Raw genomic sequence first — 14,450 nt, 5'->3', positions numbered from 1 at the left:
ATCACGTCAGTCGAGGGCGCGCAGGAGCAGGGAGCTGCGCGGGGCCAGGGTGAGGGTGGTGCCGGCGCCGGGCTCGACGTTGCCGCCGAGTTCGTCCGCGGTGTCGAGCACGACCTCGTAGCGGCCCGGCCACACCCCGGCCGGCAGCGTGACCTGCGCCGGCTCCGCACCCGAATGCAGCCACAGCAGGAACGAGTCGTCGGTGATCGGCCGGCCCCACGCGTCCCGGGAACGGATGCCGTCGCCGTTGAGGAACATCCCGAGGGTCTGCCGCGACGCGTCGCGCCAGTCGTCGTCGGCCATCTCGGCGCCGGACGGGGCGAACCAGGCGATGTCCTTGCGGCCACCGTCGACCAGCGGCTCACCCTCGAAGAAGCGCCGCTGGCGGACCACCGGATGCTCGGCGCGCAGCTGCAGCAGCCCGCGGACGAACTCCAGCAACTGCGGGAACCGCTCGCGTAGCGACCAGTCCAGCCAGGTGGTCTCGTCGTCGAGGCAGTAGGCGTTGTTGTTGCCGTGCTGCGTGCGGCCCATCTCGTCGCCCGCGGTGATCATCGGAACCCCGGTGGACAGCAGCAGAGTGGTCATGAAGTTGCGGATCTGGCGCTGCCGCAGTTCGAACACGCCCGGGTCGTCGTCACCAGCGAGACCTTCGACGCCGTGGTTCCAGGACCGGTTGTCGTCGGAGCCGTCGTGGTTGTCCTCGCCGTTGGCCTCGTTGTGCTTGGCGTCGTACGAGACCAGGTCGCGCATGGTGAAACCGTCGTGCGCGGTGACGAAGTTGATGGACGCGTACGGGCGCCGGCCGTCGTCGGCGTACAGGTCCGACGAGCCGGACAGCCGGTAGGCGAGGTCGTGCACGCCGCCGGCCTGGCCGCGCCAGTGGTCGCGCACGGTGTTGCGGTAGCGGTCGTTCCATTCGGTCCACAGGTGCGGGAACTCGCCGACCTGGTATCCGCCGGGGCCGACGTCCCAGGGCTCGGCGATCAGCTTGACCTCGCGCAGCACCGGGTCCTGCTGGATCACGGTCATGAACGACCCGAGCATGTCGACGTCGTGCATCGACCGTGCCAGCGCCGAGGCGAGGTCGAACCGGAACCCGTCGACGTGCATCTCGCCGACCCAGTACCGCAGCGAATCCATGACCATGCCCAGGACGGACGGATGGGCGACATGGAACGTGTTGCCGGTTCCGGTGTAGTCGGAGTAGCGCGCCGGGTCGTCCGGATCGAGGTGATAGTAGGCGTCGTTGGCGATGCCCCGGTACGAGAGCGTGGGCCCGCCGTCGCCCTGTTCGGCGGTGTGGTTGTAGACGACGTCCAGGATGACCTCGAGGCCGGCTTCGTGCAGCGCCCGCACCATGGACTTGAACTCGGTGACCTGCTCGCCCCGCGTGCCCGACGAGGAGTAGCCGCCGTGCGGGGCGAAGAACGCCAGCGAGTTGTAGCCCCAGTAGTTGACCAGGCCGCGGTGCTGCAGGTCGGGTTCGCTGACGTACTGGTGTACGGGCATCAGCTCGACCGTGGTGACACCCAGCGAGGTGAGGTGCTCGACGACGGCGGGATGCGCCAGCCCCGCGTACGTGCCGCGCAGCTGCTCGGGGACGTCCGGGTGGCGCATAGTGAACCCGCGGACGTGCGCCTCGTACAGGACCGTCCGCGCCCACGGCACCCGCGGTGCGGCGTCGCCGCGCCAGTCGAACGGCGCGTTGTCGACGATCACGCTCTTCGGGACGTACGGAGCGGAGTCACGGTCGTCGCGGACGGTGTGGTCGCCGCCGGCGTCCATGGACGCGCGCAGGTGCCCGAACGCCGCCGGGTGGGCCACCAGGTCGCCGTCGACGGCCCGTGCGTACGGGTCGAGCAGCAGTTTCGCCGGGTTGAAGCGCTGACCGTTCGCCGGGTCCCACGGGCCGTGCAGCCGGAACCCGTAACGCGTTCCGGGCCGCAGACCGGGCAGCCGTCCGTGCCAGACGTCGAACGTCTTGTTGATCAACGTGTGTTGTGTCTCGGCCCCGTCGTCGTCGAACAGGCACACGTCGACGCGCTCGGCGTTCGGCGCCCACAACGCGAAGTTGGTCGACTCGGGACCGTACGTCGCGCCGAGCGGCGTCCAGTGGCCGGGCCAGGGAAGTGTCGCGTCGTTCACCCGGGGCATTGTGTCCTATTGCGCCGACACCGTTGTGATTCCCCCGGGGCGGGTGGCGGCAACCCGTTACAGTGATCGCACGGTGCGGTTCGCGAGGGTAAGGGGACATGGTGAACGATCGGCCTCTCGTGCGGCTCGACGTCGATGACGGGGTAGGGACGATCCGCCTCGACCGGCCGCCGATGAACGCACTGAACGCGGCGATGCAGGACGGCCTGGCCGCCGCGGCGGGTGAGGCCGGCGAGCGCGCGGACGTCCGTGCGGTCGTCGTGTACGGAGGCGAGAAGGTGTTCGCCGCCGGCGCGGACGTCAAGGAGATGGCCCGCTGGTCCTACACCGACATGGTGGACCGCTCGAGCGCGCTGCAGGAGGCGTTCACAGCGATCGCGCGGATCCCGAAGCCCACCGTCGCCGCCGTCACCGGTTATGCGCTCGGCGGCGGATGCGAGCTGGCGCTGGCGTGCGACGTCCGGGTGGCCGCCGACGACGCGACCCTCGGCCAGCCGGAGATCCAGCTCGGCATCATCCCGGGCGCGGGAGGCACCCAGCGGCTGGCCCGGCTGGTCGGACCGGCGCGGGCGAAGGATCTGATCTTCACCGGCAGGTTCGTCCCGGCGGCGCAGGCACAGTCGATCGGCCTGGTCGAACAGGTGGTCCCGGCCGAAGAGGTGTACCCGGCCGCACGGGCGTGGGCCGAGCGGTTCGTCGGCGGACCCGCCTACGCGCTACGTGCGGCGAAGGAGGCCATCGACCGTGGCCTCGAGACCGACCTGGACACCGGGCTCGCGATCGAGCGGCAGCAGTTCGCGGGGTTGTTCGCGACCGCCGATCGCACCATCGGGATGCGCTCGTTCGTCGAGAACGGCCCGGGACACGCCGAGTTCGAGGGACGGTGACGTGGCCGGCGACACCGACGACACCGACGACACCGAGCACGGACACCGCCGCCCCGCCGCCTCGGCCGAGGACGTCGAGCGCGCGTGGCACGACACCAAGCTCGCCCAGGTGCTCTACCACGACTGGGAAGCCGGCAGTTACGACGACAAGTGGTCCATCTCGTTCGACGAGCGGTGCGTGAGCTACGCGCGTGACCGGTTCGCCGCGGTGGCCGGTGCGCCCGGTGCTCCGTTCGGGCACGCGCTCGAGGTCGGCGCCGGAACCGGGTTCTTCTCGCTGAACCTGCGGCTCGCGGGCGTGCTCGACGAGGTCAGCGTCACCGACATCGCGCCGGGCATGGTCGACGCGGCGCTGGAGAACGCACGTCGGCTCGGCTTCGAGATCGAGGGGCGCGTCGCCGACGCGGAACGGCTGCCGTACGACGACGACACGTTCGACGTCGTCGTCGGGCACGCCGTCATCCATCACATCGTCGACGTCGAGCTCGCCTTCCGCGAGATGCTCCGCGTGCTGCGACCGGGCGGGCGCATCGTCATCTGCGGCGAGCCGACCCGGTACGGCGACCGGATCGCGCGGACGCTCTCGCGGGCGACGTGGTGGGCGGCGACGCGTGCGTCGCACCTGCCGATGCTTCGTGACCGGTGGGCCCGGCCGCGGTCCGAGCTGGACGAGTCGTCCCGGGCCGCCGCACTGGAAGCGGTGGTCGACCTGCACACCTTCGACCCCGGCGAGCTGGAGGCGACGGTCCGGCGCGCCGGCGTAGCCGACGTGTCGACGGTCACCGAGGAGCTCACCGCGGCCTGGTTCGGCTGGCCGGCGCGGACGCTGGAGTACGCGGTCAACCCGGAGCGGCTGGGCGCGCGGTGGTCGATGTTCGCCTACAAGAGCTGGTTGCGGCTGTCGGCGGTGGACCGGGTGCTCGACCGGGTCGTCCCGGCGCAGTTGTTCTACAACGTCTCGGTGACCGGGGTGAAGCCGGCCGGGTGACCGGTCACGCCGCCCCGACTGTTCATGCATCGAGCCCGGCCCGTCCCGGTCTCCCGCACGTCTCCGCGCCGTCACGGTCTCGGCTACCGTGCGGGTGTGTTCCGCCGACGCCCTCCACGCCGAGCTCGACTGGTCACCTGGGCCGGGCTGCGCTGGATGGTCCGGCATCGTGCCTGGACGCCGTGGTATCTCGTGCGGTACGCGAGGTTGCTGGCGTTGCGGCTGCGGCATCCCGAGGTCGTGGTCGAGGGCCTGGTGTTCCTGGGCCGCGGGGTGCAGGTGCGCGGCCGTCCCGGCTACGGCCGTGTCGTGCTCGGCCCGTGGGTGCATGTGGGTGACCTGACGCGGCTGATCGCGCACGAGGGCACGCTGCGTGTCGGCGAGAAGGCGGTTTTCGGTCGCGAGGTGCTGGTCAGCTGCTATCTGGACGTCGAGGTGGGCGGCCGGACCCTGGTGGCCGACTGGGTGTACGTGACGGACTTCGACCACCGCTTCGACGACGTGACGAGGCCGATCAAGGATCAGGGGATCGCCAAGTCGCCGGTGCGTATCGGCACCGACGGCTGGCTGGGGACGAAGGTCAGTGTGCTGCGGGGGTCGGTCGTCGGGCAGGGCTGTGTCGTCGCGGCGCACGCCGTGGTGCGCGGGACCGTTCCCGACGGCGCGGTCGTGGGCGGGGTGCCGGCCGAGGTGCTGAAGTACCGGCCGGGCGCGGGCACGAACACTCTCGGTAACGATTGAGACACGTTCGTCGGCGCAGCGTGACGAGGTGGCGCTGACCGGGCGCGCGGACCGGAGCCACACGGTTACGAAGAATGTTCCTGAGTGACCGTTTCCAGCCGTTCGGATTGTCAGGGTTGCGCCTGATTGGCGATATCGGTCGAGCTTGCGCCGAGCGTCGTCAAGATAGCCATTTCTTCTAGTCATAGCCGCGGTCGTATTCACGGTGGCGGAGCGCCGGAACGGCCGTTACGTTCATTTCGTATGCGCCAGTCGTCCCGGTGGTGGCATGCGGATGGCGCGAAGCACCGAACATTCGGTGGGACCGTTGATGTGAGGAGAGCGCATGGCACACACGGAGACACACGGTCGGCGACGAACGACGCGCGCCCTGCTCGCGCTGGGTCTGGCTCCGGTACTCGCCGTAGGCGCGTCGCTGACGCCGGCGTCCGCGGCCGAAGGTGACTCGTCCCGTGCCGGGGCGCGGTTTCTTTCCGGTGAGATCCTCGGAACGAATCTGGACGACACGGCCGAACTGGCCGGCGTCGAGGTCGAGAATCTCGGTGAGCCGGACCCCGTGACGGCGACGAACCCGCTCGACCTGACGGTTCTCGACTCGATCAATGTCAACGTTCCCGGCGGCGTGCAGCTCCCGCTGAGCGACATCGTTCAGCTCGGCGCGGTGAACCAGTGGGCCACCGCCGAGGACGCGGGCGCCTCGCACGCGGCGACCGGCGCCGTGGCCGACAACGGCGGTGTGGGCACCGGCGTCGACGCGGGCTTCCCGGGCAACGCCACGTTCGACCTCAGCGACGTCCTGGGTGACAAGCTCACCGGCCTGGTGGCCGACGTCGAGCTCGAGCTCGGCGCCGTCTCGTCCGAGGCCCACCTCGTGGGACCGGAATCGGCCGACGGCGCCTTCGAGCTGACCCGCGACTACGAGATCGCCAACGGGAAGCTGAAGCTCGGCGTGCCCGCGCTGGCCGATCTCGGCCCCAAGGTCGAGCAGGCGGTCGGGACGGTCGACGAGACGGTCAACGGGCTCGTCGGACCCGAGGGCTCGGTCACCGGCGCCGTCGAGAGCCTGTCGGCGCTGACCGACCTGCTGGCGTTGATCGGCGCCGAGAAGGTCGACGTGACCGCGACGCTCGAGACCGACCTGCAGAGCGCGGTCCAGGAGTTCCTCGCCACCCCGATCGGCGAGGGGACCGGGGTCCAGCTGAACCTGGCCGAAGGGACGCTCGTCGTCGACCTGGGCGTTCTGCTCGGCGACCTGAACGGGCAGGCTCCGAACACCGAGGTCCTGAGCCAGGCGGTCCTCGACGAGCTGGCCGCGACCGTCGGTGAGGTGCTCGACAAGGCCGTCCAGGACCTGGTGGCCGTGGTCGAGGACGCCCTGCAGAAGGCGGAGCTCGACCTGGCGATCTACGCAGAGGTGACCGACCCCGTCCTGGGGACGCAGGTCGGCACGCTGGACCTGGTGCTGAACGACACGCTCGGCAACATCGTCAGCGGCAAGGCGCAGATCGAGGACAACAGCACCGGCACCGTCCCCGGCCTCATCGCGCCGGTGATCGCCGAGACGATGAACCAGATCCTCGCGGTGGTCGGCGGCACGATCGACGAGACGGTGTTCGCCGAGGGCGGCGTGCTCACCACGCTGGGTGAGACGGCGGCCGGGCTGCTCGGAGGGCTGACCGACACGCTCGCGCCCGTCGGCGAGGCGCTGGCGCAGCTGCTGTCCATCAAGCTGAACGTCCAGCCGGACGTGTCCGCGGAACCGGTCGACGAGCACCACTCGCAGCTGCCGTCCACGACGGCCGAGCCTCGGGTGAGCGACGGTCCGTACAGAGTGGCCGCCGTCCAGGTCACCGTGCTGCCGGCGAACCCGGCCGCGGTCGTGACGCTGGCCCGTTCCGAGGTCGGCGAGAACACGGTGGCCGAGGCCGGTCAGGAGACCGGGGCCGACGTGGCCCGGAACGGTGGCGCTGTCGGCGGCGCCGTTGGTGGCGCTGTCGGTGGTGACGCCGCGGCCGGTGGTGCCGGTGGCGCCGGAGCCGGTACGGGACTGCCCGACACCGGGTCGTCGTCCAATCAGCTCCTGATCCTGGGTCTCGCACTCATGCTCGCCGGCGGCATCGCGGCCTATGCGGTCAGCCGCCGCCGGGGATTGCCGCAGCGATGATGCGATGTCGTCGCTGAGGTGACCGCAGCCGACGGGTCCGTGTCCGGGCGGCCGGATACGGACCCGTGGCTGTTGCACGAACGCCGGCTGGGCTGACATCGCCCGAACGGCCTACGCCGGCCTCGCCTACACGGACGCTGAGCTGCGACGAAGGTTCCAATGTCGCGCGAGTGACGGCGCCACCGGGGCTCTCAATTGAGATAACGATTCGATTAAGAGAACCTACGGCTGGGTTTAGACCATTGGTGCCTTCTTCGCTCGGGTTCCTGTACGGAATGTCCGATTGATCCGCATGGATTTGTCGGCGTTCCTGACGGTCTGCTCTTTAGGTCCGACAGGTCGGTTTGTCCGATTTTTGTACCACTTCGCGAGGTATGTCATAGATGTCTGTTGTGCGACTTTGCGAACGGGGCGTGCCGATTGGGTGGTCAACGGCCTCGGGGCCGAATATCGCCAAGAACGAGACACGTTCCCGGGGTGGTTGTAGGTTCATGATCACGCTCCGTGGGCCAGGGCGTATCTGACGGCCACGGAGGAGCCCGCCAAAATGCCAAGAGGAGAAGGCATGCCTGCAACACCTGTTGTTCACCGGCGCCGAGCTGCGAAAACGCTGCTCGTCGCTGGTTTTGCCCCGGTATTCGCGATGGGTGCGTGGCTTGCACCCGCCGCAGCGGCCGAGGGCGATGAATCTCGCGCTGCTGCGCGGTTCCTCGACGGCCAGGTCCTGGGTCAGGACCTGGACGAGATCGTCGAGGTCGCGGGCGTCGAGGTCGAGAACCTCGGCGACCCGGAGCCGGTCACTGACGCAAATCCCTTCGACGTGACCGTGCTCGACGCGATCAACGTCAACGTTCCCGGTGGCGTCCAGCTGCCGTTGAGCGACATCCTCGAACTCGGGGCGGCCAACCAGTGGGCCACCGCCGAGGACGGCGCCACGTCGCATGCCGCGACCGGCGCCGTCGCCGACAACGGAGCCATCGGTACCGGCGTCGACGCGGGCTTCCCGGCCAATGCGACGTTCAACCTGACCGATCTGCTGGGTGAGGAGTTCACTGACCTCATCGCCGATGTCCAGCTGGAGCTGGGCGCGATCTCGTCCGAGGCGCATCTGCAGCCGAACGACAGCGACGCGTTCGAAGTCCAGCGGGACTACGAGATCGCCGGTGGCAAGCTGGTGATCACGGTGCCGCTGCTCGGCGGCCAGACCGGCGGGCCGCTCGGGCTGGGCGCCAACGGCCCGACCGTGCCGGAGCTGGAGGAGGCAAAGGCGCAGGGCGTCGACGTCGACCTCGAGAACGGCACCATCACGATCGACCTCGACAAGGTGTTCGAGGGGCTCAACACGCTCCCCCCGAACACCGAGCTGATCGGGCCGGCGCTGTTCGACGCGATCGACAGCATCCTGTCCGGCCTGCTCGGCGACGAGCTCGGCGGTGCGCTGGGCGACCTGCTCGGCAGCCTCGGCGTCGAGAACCTGACCGACGGCCTGTCGGAGGCGCTGTCCGGCCTCGTGTCGGTCAAGGTGAACGTGCAGCCGGACCAGCCGGCCCCGTCGGACGGACAGTCCGCGATCGAGACCCGGGACACCATGTCGGAGGAGTACAGCGTGGCCGCTCTGCAGGCGACGCTGCTGCCCGACGTTCAGGGTGGCGTCTCGCTGACTCTCGCCGAGTCGACGGTCGGCCCGAACACGCTCGCCGACCCCGGTCAGGAGACCGAGGTGGACGGCACTGAGGTCGACGGCACTGAGGTCGACGGCACGGAGGTCGACGGCACTGAGGTCGACGGCACTGAGGTCGACGGCACTGAGGTGGACGGCACTGAGGTGGACGGCACTGAGGTGGACGGCACTGAGGTGGACGGCACTGAGGTGGACGGCACTGAGGTCGACGGGACCGAGGTCGACGGGACCGAGGTGGACGGCACTGAGGTCGACGGGACCGAGGTCGACGGCACTGAGGTCGACGGGACCGAGGTCGACGGCACTGAGGTCGACGGCACCGAGACCGACGGTGAGGCTGACGCCGGCGGCGCCGAGAACGGCGGCGACGAGCTGCCCGACACCGGTGCCGGCTCCAGCCAGCTGCTCATCATCGGCCTGGGCCTGATGCTCGCCGGCGGGCTCGCGGCGTACGCCGTGTCCCGCAAGCGCGGTGTGACCGAGGCCTGAGGCGCCGGTCGCACTGTCGTTGACACGATGAACCGGCGGGCCCACCACGTGCGTGACGGTGGGCCCGCCGGTCTCGGTACGTCCACGCCTGACTCGGTACCCGTGAGGGGCGGCACGTGAGCAAGCGAACCGAAGAGACGCCGGGCAACCGGCCCATCTGGATCAAGGTCGTCGCGGGGATGCTGGGCGCGTTGCTCTGCGCGCACCTGTTCGCCACCGCCGTCTACGTCGGCCCGGCCAACGCGGCCAAGCAGAGCCTCGGCGAGTCGTTGACGTCGTACATGTACCCGATGTTCCAGCAGGACTGGAACCTGTTCGCTCCGACGCCCATCAGCGTCGAGTACGACCTGCTGGTCCGCGGATGGTACGACGACGAGCGTTCCACCGACTGGGTCAGCGCGACCGAGACCGAGGTGGACGGCAACGTCCTGCACAGCCTCGCGCCGTCGCGCGCCGGCATCGTCACCCGTCGCCTCGCCGGCCACATGCGCGAGCAGTACCGCGAGGTCACGCCGGCGGAACGGTCCGTGCTCTCGGGTGACTACCACACCGACGCCTGGGACCGGATGGAAGCGCGGATGGTCGCCCTGGACGAGCACAGTTCGGACGAGCGGATCTCGTACGTGCTGCGGCTGGACCGGGCGATGGCCGCCTACGCGACGCAGTTCGTATGGGCCCGGTGGGGCAGGGACCAAGACTTCGCCTACGTCGAGTTCAAGATCCGCGTGACCCGGGCGCCCCGGTTCGACGATCGCGGCGACGAACCCGAGGTGACCGAGCGGCAGTTCGGCCGGCGGCCGCTCTACCGCTACGACGCGCAGGACGAGGGCGCGTTCACGGACGCGATCGAGAGGTTCGGGTCGTGATCAGAAGGGCGTACGACGCCGCGCTGGACCACATCGGCGGCCGGATCGAGTTCGGTGAACGGTGGCTTCTGGACGCGAGGCGAGCCAGCTACGGTGTCGCGGTCGTCCGGATCATCTTCGGGCTCGGCGCCGTCTGGTTCCTGCTGGCGAACTGGAGCAACCGGCACTACCTCTGGGGTGACGCATCCCAGTGGATGTCGCCGCTGGAGCGCAACGGCGGGTTCGACTGGCCGTTCACGCTGTTCGCGGGCGGCAGCGCGCCGACAGAGCTCACCGTGAAGCTGCTGGTCGTGCTGGCGCTGGCGATTGCGCTGACGCTCGGGTGGCGGACCCGGGTCGTCGCGCCGCTGTTGCTCGTCTGCTGGGTCAGCCTGATCGAGTCCAACCCGCTCTACGGCGACCAGAGCGACAACATCTTCCGGATCCTGCTGATCTACCTGTGCTTCGCCGACATTTCCGGACGATGGTCGCTGGACGCGCGGCGCCGCGCCCGCGCGGCACGTGGCACGGCGGGCCGGTTGCTGGCCACGTTGCCGACGCCGCCGGCGCGGGTGCGGCGGAACGCGAGCCTGCTGGCGACCCTGCTGCACAACCTGTCCGTGCTCGCCGTGGCCGGACAGGTCTGCATCATCTACGTCGCCTCGGCCATGTACAAGATCCAGGGCGAGTACTGGCAGGACGGCACCGCGGTCTTCTACCCGTTGCAGGTGAGCCACTACCGGCCGTGGCCGTTCCTCAACGACCTGTTGTCGGCCAACGCCTTCGGCGTGCTGGCGGTGTCGTACTTCTCGGTGTTCATCCAGCTGTTCTTCCCGCTGCTGCTGATGCGGCGCACCACCCGGGTGTTCGGCCTCGTCGGCGTCCTGGGGATGCACGCGGGCATCGCGGTGATCATGGGGCTGCCGTTCTTCTCGCTGTTCATCATGGCCGGCGATCAGGTGTTCGTGCGCGACAGCACCTACCGCGCGGTGGCGCAGCAGGTCCGCGGTGCCTGGCAGCGCAGACGGCGCCGGCGCCCGGCGCCGGACGAGCCACCGGACAGCGGCGAACCGGCGGACGACTCGCTCGACGCGCACCCGACCGAACCCGCCGGTCCGGGACCGGAACGTCGGCAACCGGCCGGTGAGCTCATCTACTAGCCTGGCCTCCCGTGTCGGAGGAGAACTCGCCGGGCAAGCCGGTGCGCCGCGAGGACGCCGCAGGTCCGCACGCCGCGGACGGTGGCCGGCGCGCGGCTGAGCCCCCGCCTGTCGCAAAGGGGCTCGCGTTCTTCCTCGTCGGTCTCGTGGGGATCCACTTCGCGGCCACGTTCCTGTGGAACGCGCCGTCCAGCCCGGTCAGTGAGTCGGTCGCCGCCGAGGTCAACGGCTACATGCGGCCGTTCTTCGTGCAGAACTGGAGCCTGTTCGCGCCCAACCCGATCAACGCCGAGGACGAGCTGCTGGTGCGGGCGCAGGTGCGTGATCCGCAGACCGGCGACGTCGAGGTCACCGAATGGCGCAACCCCACCCAGTTGGAGTGGAGTCTCGTCCATCACAACCCCGCGCCGTCGCGGGCGAGCCGCCTCTCGTCCAACCTGCACCGGCGGCTCAGCTCGGCCTGGTACGACCTGACCGACGAGCAGCAGGAGATCGTGGCCGACGACTACCGGGACATGGCCGACTGGCGCCCGCTCGCCGGCGATCTCATCGACTCTCAGGGCGGGGAGACGTCGTCGGAGGTGGCCAACGTCGTCCGCGCCGACCGGGTCACGACCGGGTACGCCACGCAGTTCGCGAAGGCGATCTGGGGGCGTGACGTCGTCGCCGTCCAGTTCGAGCTGCGGCGCACCCCGGTGCCGCGATGGGACGAGCGCATGGAGCCGGAGCCGCAGCACCCGTCGCACAGCACCCGCGAGTTCGGCTGGCGGCCGGTCCTGGTCGACAGCGAGCAGGACGAGTCGGCGTTCGCCCGCACCGTCGAAGGACTGCAGGAATGATCGGCGAAGCGTGGCGGGAGATCACCGCCGGAATGGGCCGCGTCCTCGACTCCGGTGAGCGGTGGCTCTTCGACGGCAAGAAGGCGACGTACGGGCTCGCCGTCATGCGGATCCTGTTCGGCGTCATGATCCTCGGCACGTTGACGGTGAACTTCGCCGACCGGCACTACGTGTGGGGCCCCGGCGCACGCTGGCTCTCGCCGTGGCTGACCGTCGACGACTACGGGTTCCCGTTCACCTGGGTGTTCGGCGCCGGTGACCCGGCGGCCGTGTTCACGCTGAAGTATCTGCTGCTCATGGCGCTGGCTGTGGCGTTCATGCTGGGTTGGCGGACCAGGGTCGTGACGCCGCTGCTGATGATCGCCGTCGCCTCGCTGATGCGGCTGAACCCGATCGCCGACGATGCCGGCGACAACCTGGTCCGCATCATGCTGCTGTTCCTGTGCTTCGCCGACACCGCGAGGCACTGGTCACTCGACGCGCGCCGCCGCGCCCGAGAGGACTACCGGCCGCTGGTGCCGCTGCCGTCGTGGACGGGGGTGCTGTTCCACAACGTCGCGCTGCTGGCGGTGTCCGCCCAGATCTTCATCGTCTACATGACGTCCGGGCTGTCGAAGGTCCAGGGCGACATGTGGCAGGAGGGGGTCGGGCTCTACTACCCGCTGCAGATCGACCAGTACGTCTCGTGGCCCGCGCTGAACGAGATCGTCTACGCGAGCGGACTGTTCGTCACCGCCGGCAGCTACGTGACGGTGTTCGTGCAGGTGCTGTTCCCGCTGCTGCTCATGCGCCGCGGCACCCGGGTGGTCGCGCTGCTGCTGATCTTCTCGATGCACGTGGGCATCGCGGTGACGATGGCGCTGCCGTGGTTCTCGCTGGCGATGATCGCCGCTGACGCCGTCTTCGTCCGTGACGTGACGTACCGGGCGCTCGCGCGGTGGCTCCGGCGGTCCCGGCGCGGCGAAGGGGACGCCACGGCCGGGGACGGAGACGCGACGGCCGGGGACGGAGACGCGACGGCCGGGGACGGCACGGACAGCGGGGCGCCCGGCGAGCCGGTGCCGACGGCGCCGAGCCGGCGCGAACGCCCGGCGGACGGCTCAGAGGTCGCCGCGGGCACGCCGCCACGCCTGCCGGACTGACTCCGGCCGGTCGGCCAGCACGTTGCCGTCGACGGCGGGAGCGGGCCGGGGCCGTGGCGGTCGCGGCTCGGTGATGGCGGAGGCGTAGACCTTCTCGGTTTCCCGCGCCACCACGGACCACACGAAATCCTTCGCGGTGCGCTGGTGCGCGGCCTGGACCAGGCGGTCGGAGAGCCCGGGCTCGTCCAGCACGCGCAGCACCGCGGCGGCGAGATCCATCGTGTCGCGCGGCGGGACCAGCAGGCCGGTGACGTCGTGCTCGACGACTTCGCGCAGCCCACCGCTGTCGCCGGCGATCACCGGTGTGCCGGCGGCGCCGGCCTCCAGCGCGACGATGCCGAACGGCTCGTACGAGCTGGGGACGAGGGCGACGTCGGCCGTCCCGAACAACGCCGCCAGGTCGGACTGGTCGAGGCGCCCGGCGAACTGCACGACGTGGTCGATCTGCAGCCGCTGGGCCAGCCGGCGCAGCTCCACCTCCTGGCTGCCCGCGCCCGCGAGGACGAGCCGTGCGTCGTGGTGGCGCTGACGCACCTGGGCCAGCGCCTCGATGCAGATGTCGGCGCCCTTCTCCCACTCGAGCCGGCCGCCGAAGACCAGCATCGGTGTCGTCGGCGGGATGCCGAACCGTTCGCGCATCTGCTCGCGTGCCCGCGGCGGGGTGCTCCACGCCGGCTGGTCCACGGCGTTGAGGATGACCGTCAGGTCGTCGGGCGGGACGTCGAACGCGGCGGAGGCCTCGACGCGCATCGCCTCGGAGCAGACGATGGTCCGGCCGGCCTCGGCGACCATCCATGCCTCGATGTCGTGCCGGGCGCGCGACAGCGGCGTCGACAGCCAGCCGTCCCAAAGCCCGGCTTCGGTGGCGTGCACGGTGGCCACGAGCGGACGGTCGAGGGCGCGGGCGAGGTTGATGCCGGCGTGGGCGTCGACCCAGTCGTGTGCGTGCACCACGTCGGGCAGCCACTCGCGGGTCAGGTGGTGTGCGGCGCGGATGAGGCTGGTGTTGAGCGCGAGGACCCACGGCACGAGGTCCGTGGGCCGTTCCGGGCCGGCAGGCGGGTCCGGGCGGACGCGCAGCACCCGGACCCCGTGCACGTCCTCTTCGTCCGGGGCGTCCGGGTGGGTCTGGGTGACGACACTGACGTCGTGTCCGTCGCTGACGAGACCTTCGGTGAGGCGTTGCACGTGCCGCCCCAGCCCGCCGTAGATGACCGGGGGGTACTCCCACGAGACGACGAGGATCCGCATCGCGTGATGGTCTCACAGCCGGGTCGCCGTACCGTAGGGTTTCGCGGGCATCCGCGCGGAGTGCGGACTGTGACGCGTTGCACGCCGGCGCCGCTTGGTGCGACCG

At 70.1% G+C, this 14,450-nt stretch carries 11 protein-coding genes and 1 pseudogene; 10 read left to right on the top strand and 2 right to left on the bottom strand.

Annotation, left to right across the window (positions count from 1 at the left end):
- Positions 1-6 precede the first annotated feature (6 nt).
- Positions 7-2,157, bottom strand: coding sequence for a glycogen debranching protein GlgX (glgX, locus tag CLV30_RS06210; protein WP_106536317.1), 2,151 nt, complete (start codon positions 2,155-2,157; stop codon positions 7-9).
- Between the two features lie 101 nt (positions 2,158-2,258).
- On the opposite strand from glgX, the gene CLV30_RS06205 reads away from it, so the two are divergent.
- The 10 genes and pseudogenes from CLV30_RS06205 (at position 2,259) to CLV30_RS06175 (ending at position 13,093) form a co-directional block, all read left to right on the top strand.
- The gene (locus CLV30_RS06205) at positions 2,259-3,044 is read left to right on the top strand and encodes an enoyl-CoA hydratase/isomerase family protein (protein WP_240723251.1); all 786 of its coding nucleotides are present in this window, start codon (positions 2,259-2,261) and stop codon (positions 3,042-3,044) included.
- Position 3,045: 1 nt separating this feature from the next.
- A complete protein-coding gene (locus tag CLV30_RS06200) occupies positions 3,046-4,032 on the top strand; it encodes a class I SAM-dependent methyltransferase (RefSeq protein WP_106536315.1) in 987 nt (328 codons plus the stop codon).
- 96 nt (positions 4,033-4,128) lie between these two features.
- A complete protein-coding gene (locus tag CLV30_RS06195) occupies positions 4,129-4,773 on the top strand; it encodes an acyltransferase (RefSeq protein WP_129710951.1) in 645 nt (214 codons plus the stop codon).
- A 325-nt stretch (positions 4,774-5,098) separates the two neighbouring features.
- The gene (locus tag CLV30_RS06190) at positions 5,099-6,937 is read left to right on the top strand and encodes a choice-of-anchor G family protein (RefSeq protein ID WP_106536313.1); all 1,839 of its coding nucleotides are present in this window, start codon (positions 5,099-5,101) and stop codon (positions 6,935-6,937) included.
- Positions 6,938-7,484: 547 nt separating this feature from the next.
- Positions 7,485-8,132: pseudogene (locus CLV30_RS27770) on the top strand (choice-of-anchor G family protein); the annotation flags it as partial.
- A 615-nt stretch (positions 8,133-8,747) separates the two neighbouring features.
- Positions 8,748-9,107 (top strand): LPXTG cell wall anchor domain-containing protein, encoded by a 360-nt coding sequence (locus CLV30_RS27765; RefSeq protein ID WP_425323595.1) that lies wholly within the window; start codon positions 8,748-8,750, stop codon positions 9,105-9,107.
- A 116-nt stretch (positions 9,108-9,223) separates the two neighbouring features.
- Positions 9,224-9,973 (top strand): DUF5819 family protein, encoded by a 750-nt coding sequence (locus CLV30_RS26290; RefSeq protein ID WP_165358556.1) that lies wholly within the window; start codon positions 9,224-9,226, stop codon positions 9,971-9,973.
- Positions 9,970-11,112 (top strand): HTTM domain-containing protein, encoded by a 1,143-nt coding sequence (locus CLV30_RS06180; protein ID WP_165358557.1) that lies wholly within the window; start codon positions 9,970-9,972, stop codon positions 11,110-11,112. Before CLV30_RS26290 ends, CLV30_RS06180 begins: the two co-directional genes overlap by 4 nt.
- Positions 11,113-11,123: 11 nt before the next feature.
- Positions 11,124-11,951: a DUF5819 family protein gene (locus tag CLV30_RS26285; protein WP_165358558.1), complete on the top strand. Its 828-nt coding sequence runs from the start codon at positions 11,124-11,126 to the stop codon at positions 11,949-11,951.
- On the top strand, positions 11,948-13,093 hold the full coding sequence (locus CLV30_RS06175; protein ID WP_165358559.1) for an HTTM domain-containing protein: 1,146 nt from the start codon (positions 11,948-11,950) through the stop codon (positions 13,091-13,093). Before CLV30_RS26285 ends, CLV30_RS06175 begins: the two co-directional genes overlap by 4 nt.
- Here CLV30_RS06175 and CLV30_RS06170 read toward each other — a convergent pair.
- Positions 13,052-14,344 (bottom strand): glycosyltransferase family 4 protein, encoded by a 1,293-nt coding sequence (locus tag CLV30_RS06170; RefSeq protein WP_106536309.1) that lies wholly within the window; start codon positions 14,342-14,344, stop codon positions 13,052-13,054. The genes CLV30_RS06175 and CLV30_RS06170 overlap by 42 nt on opposite strands.
- Positions 14,345-14,450: the final 106 nt, after the last annotated feature.

Source organism: Haloactinopolyspora alba (assembly GCF_003014555.1).
GTDB lineage: Bacteria > Actinomycetota > Actinomycetes > Jiangellales > Jiangellaceae > Haloactinopolyspora > Haloactinopolyspora alba.
Note: the sequence above shows the minus strand (reverse complement) of the source record. Positions and strands in the feature narration are given on the sequence as shown.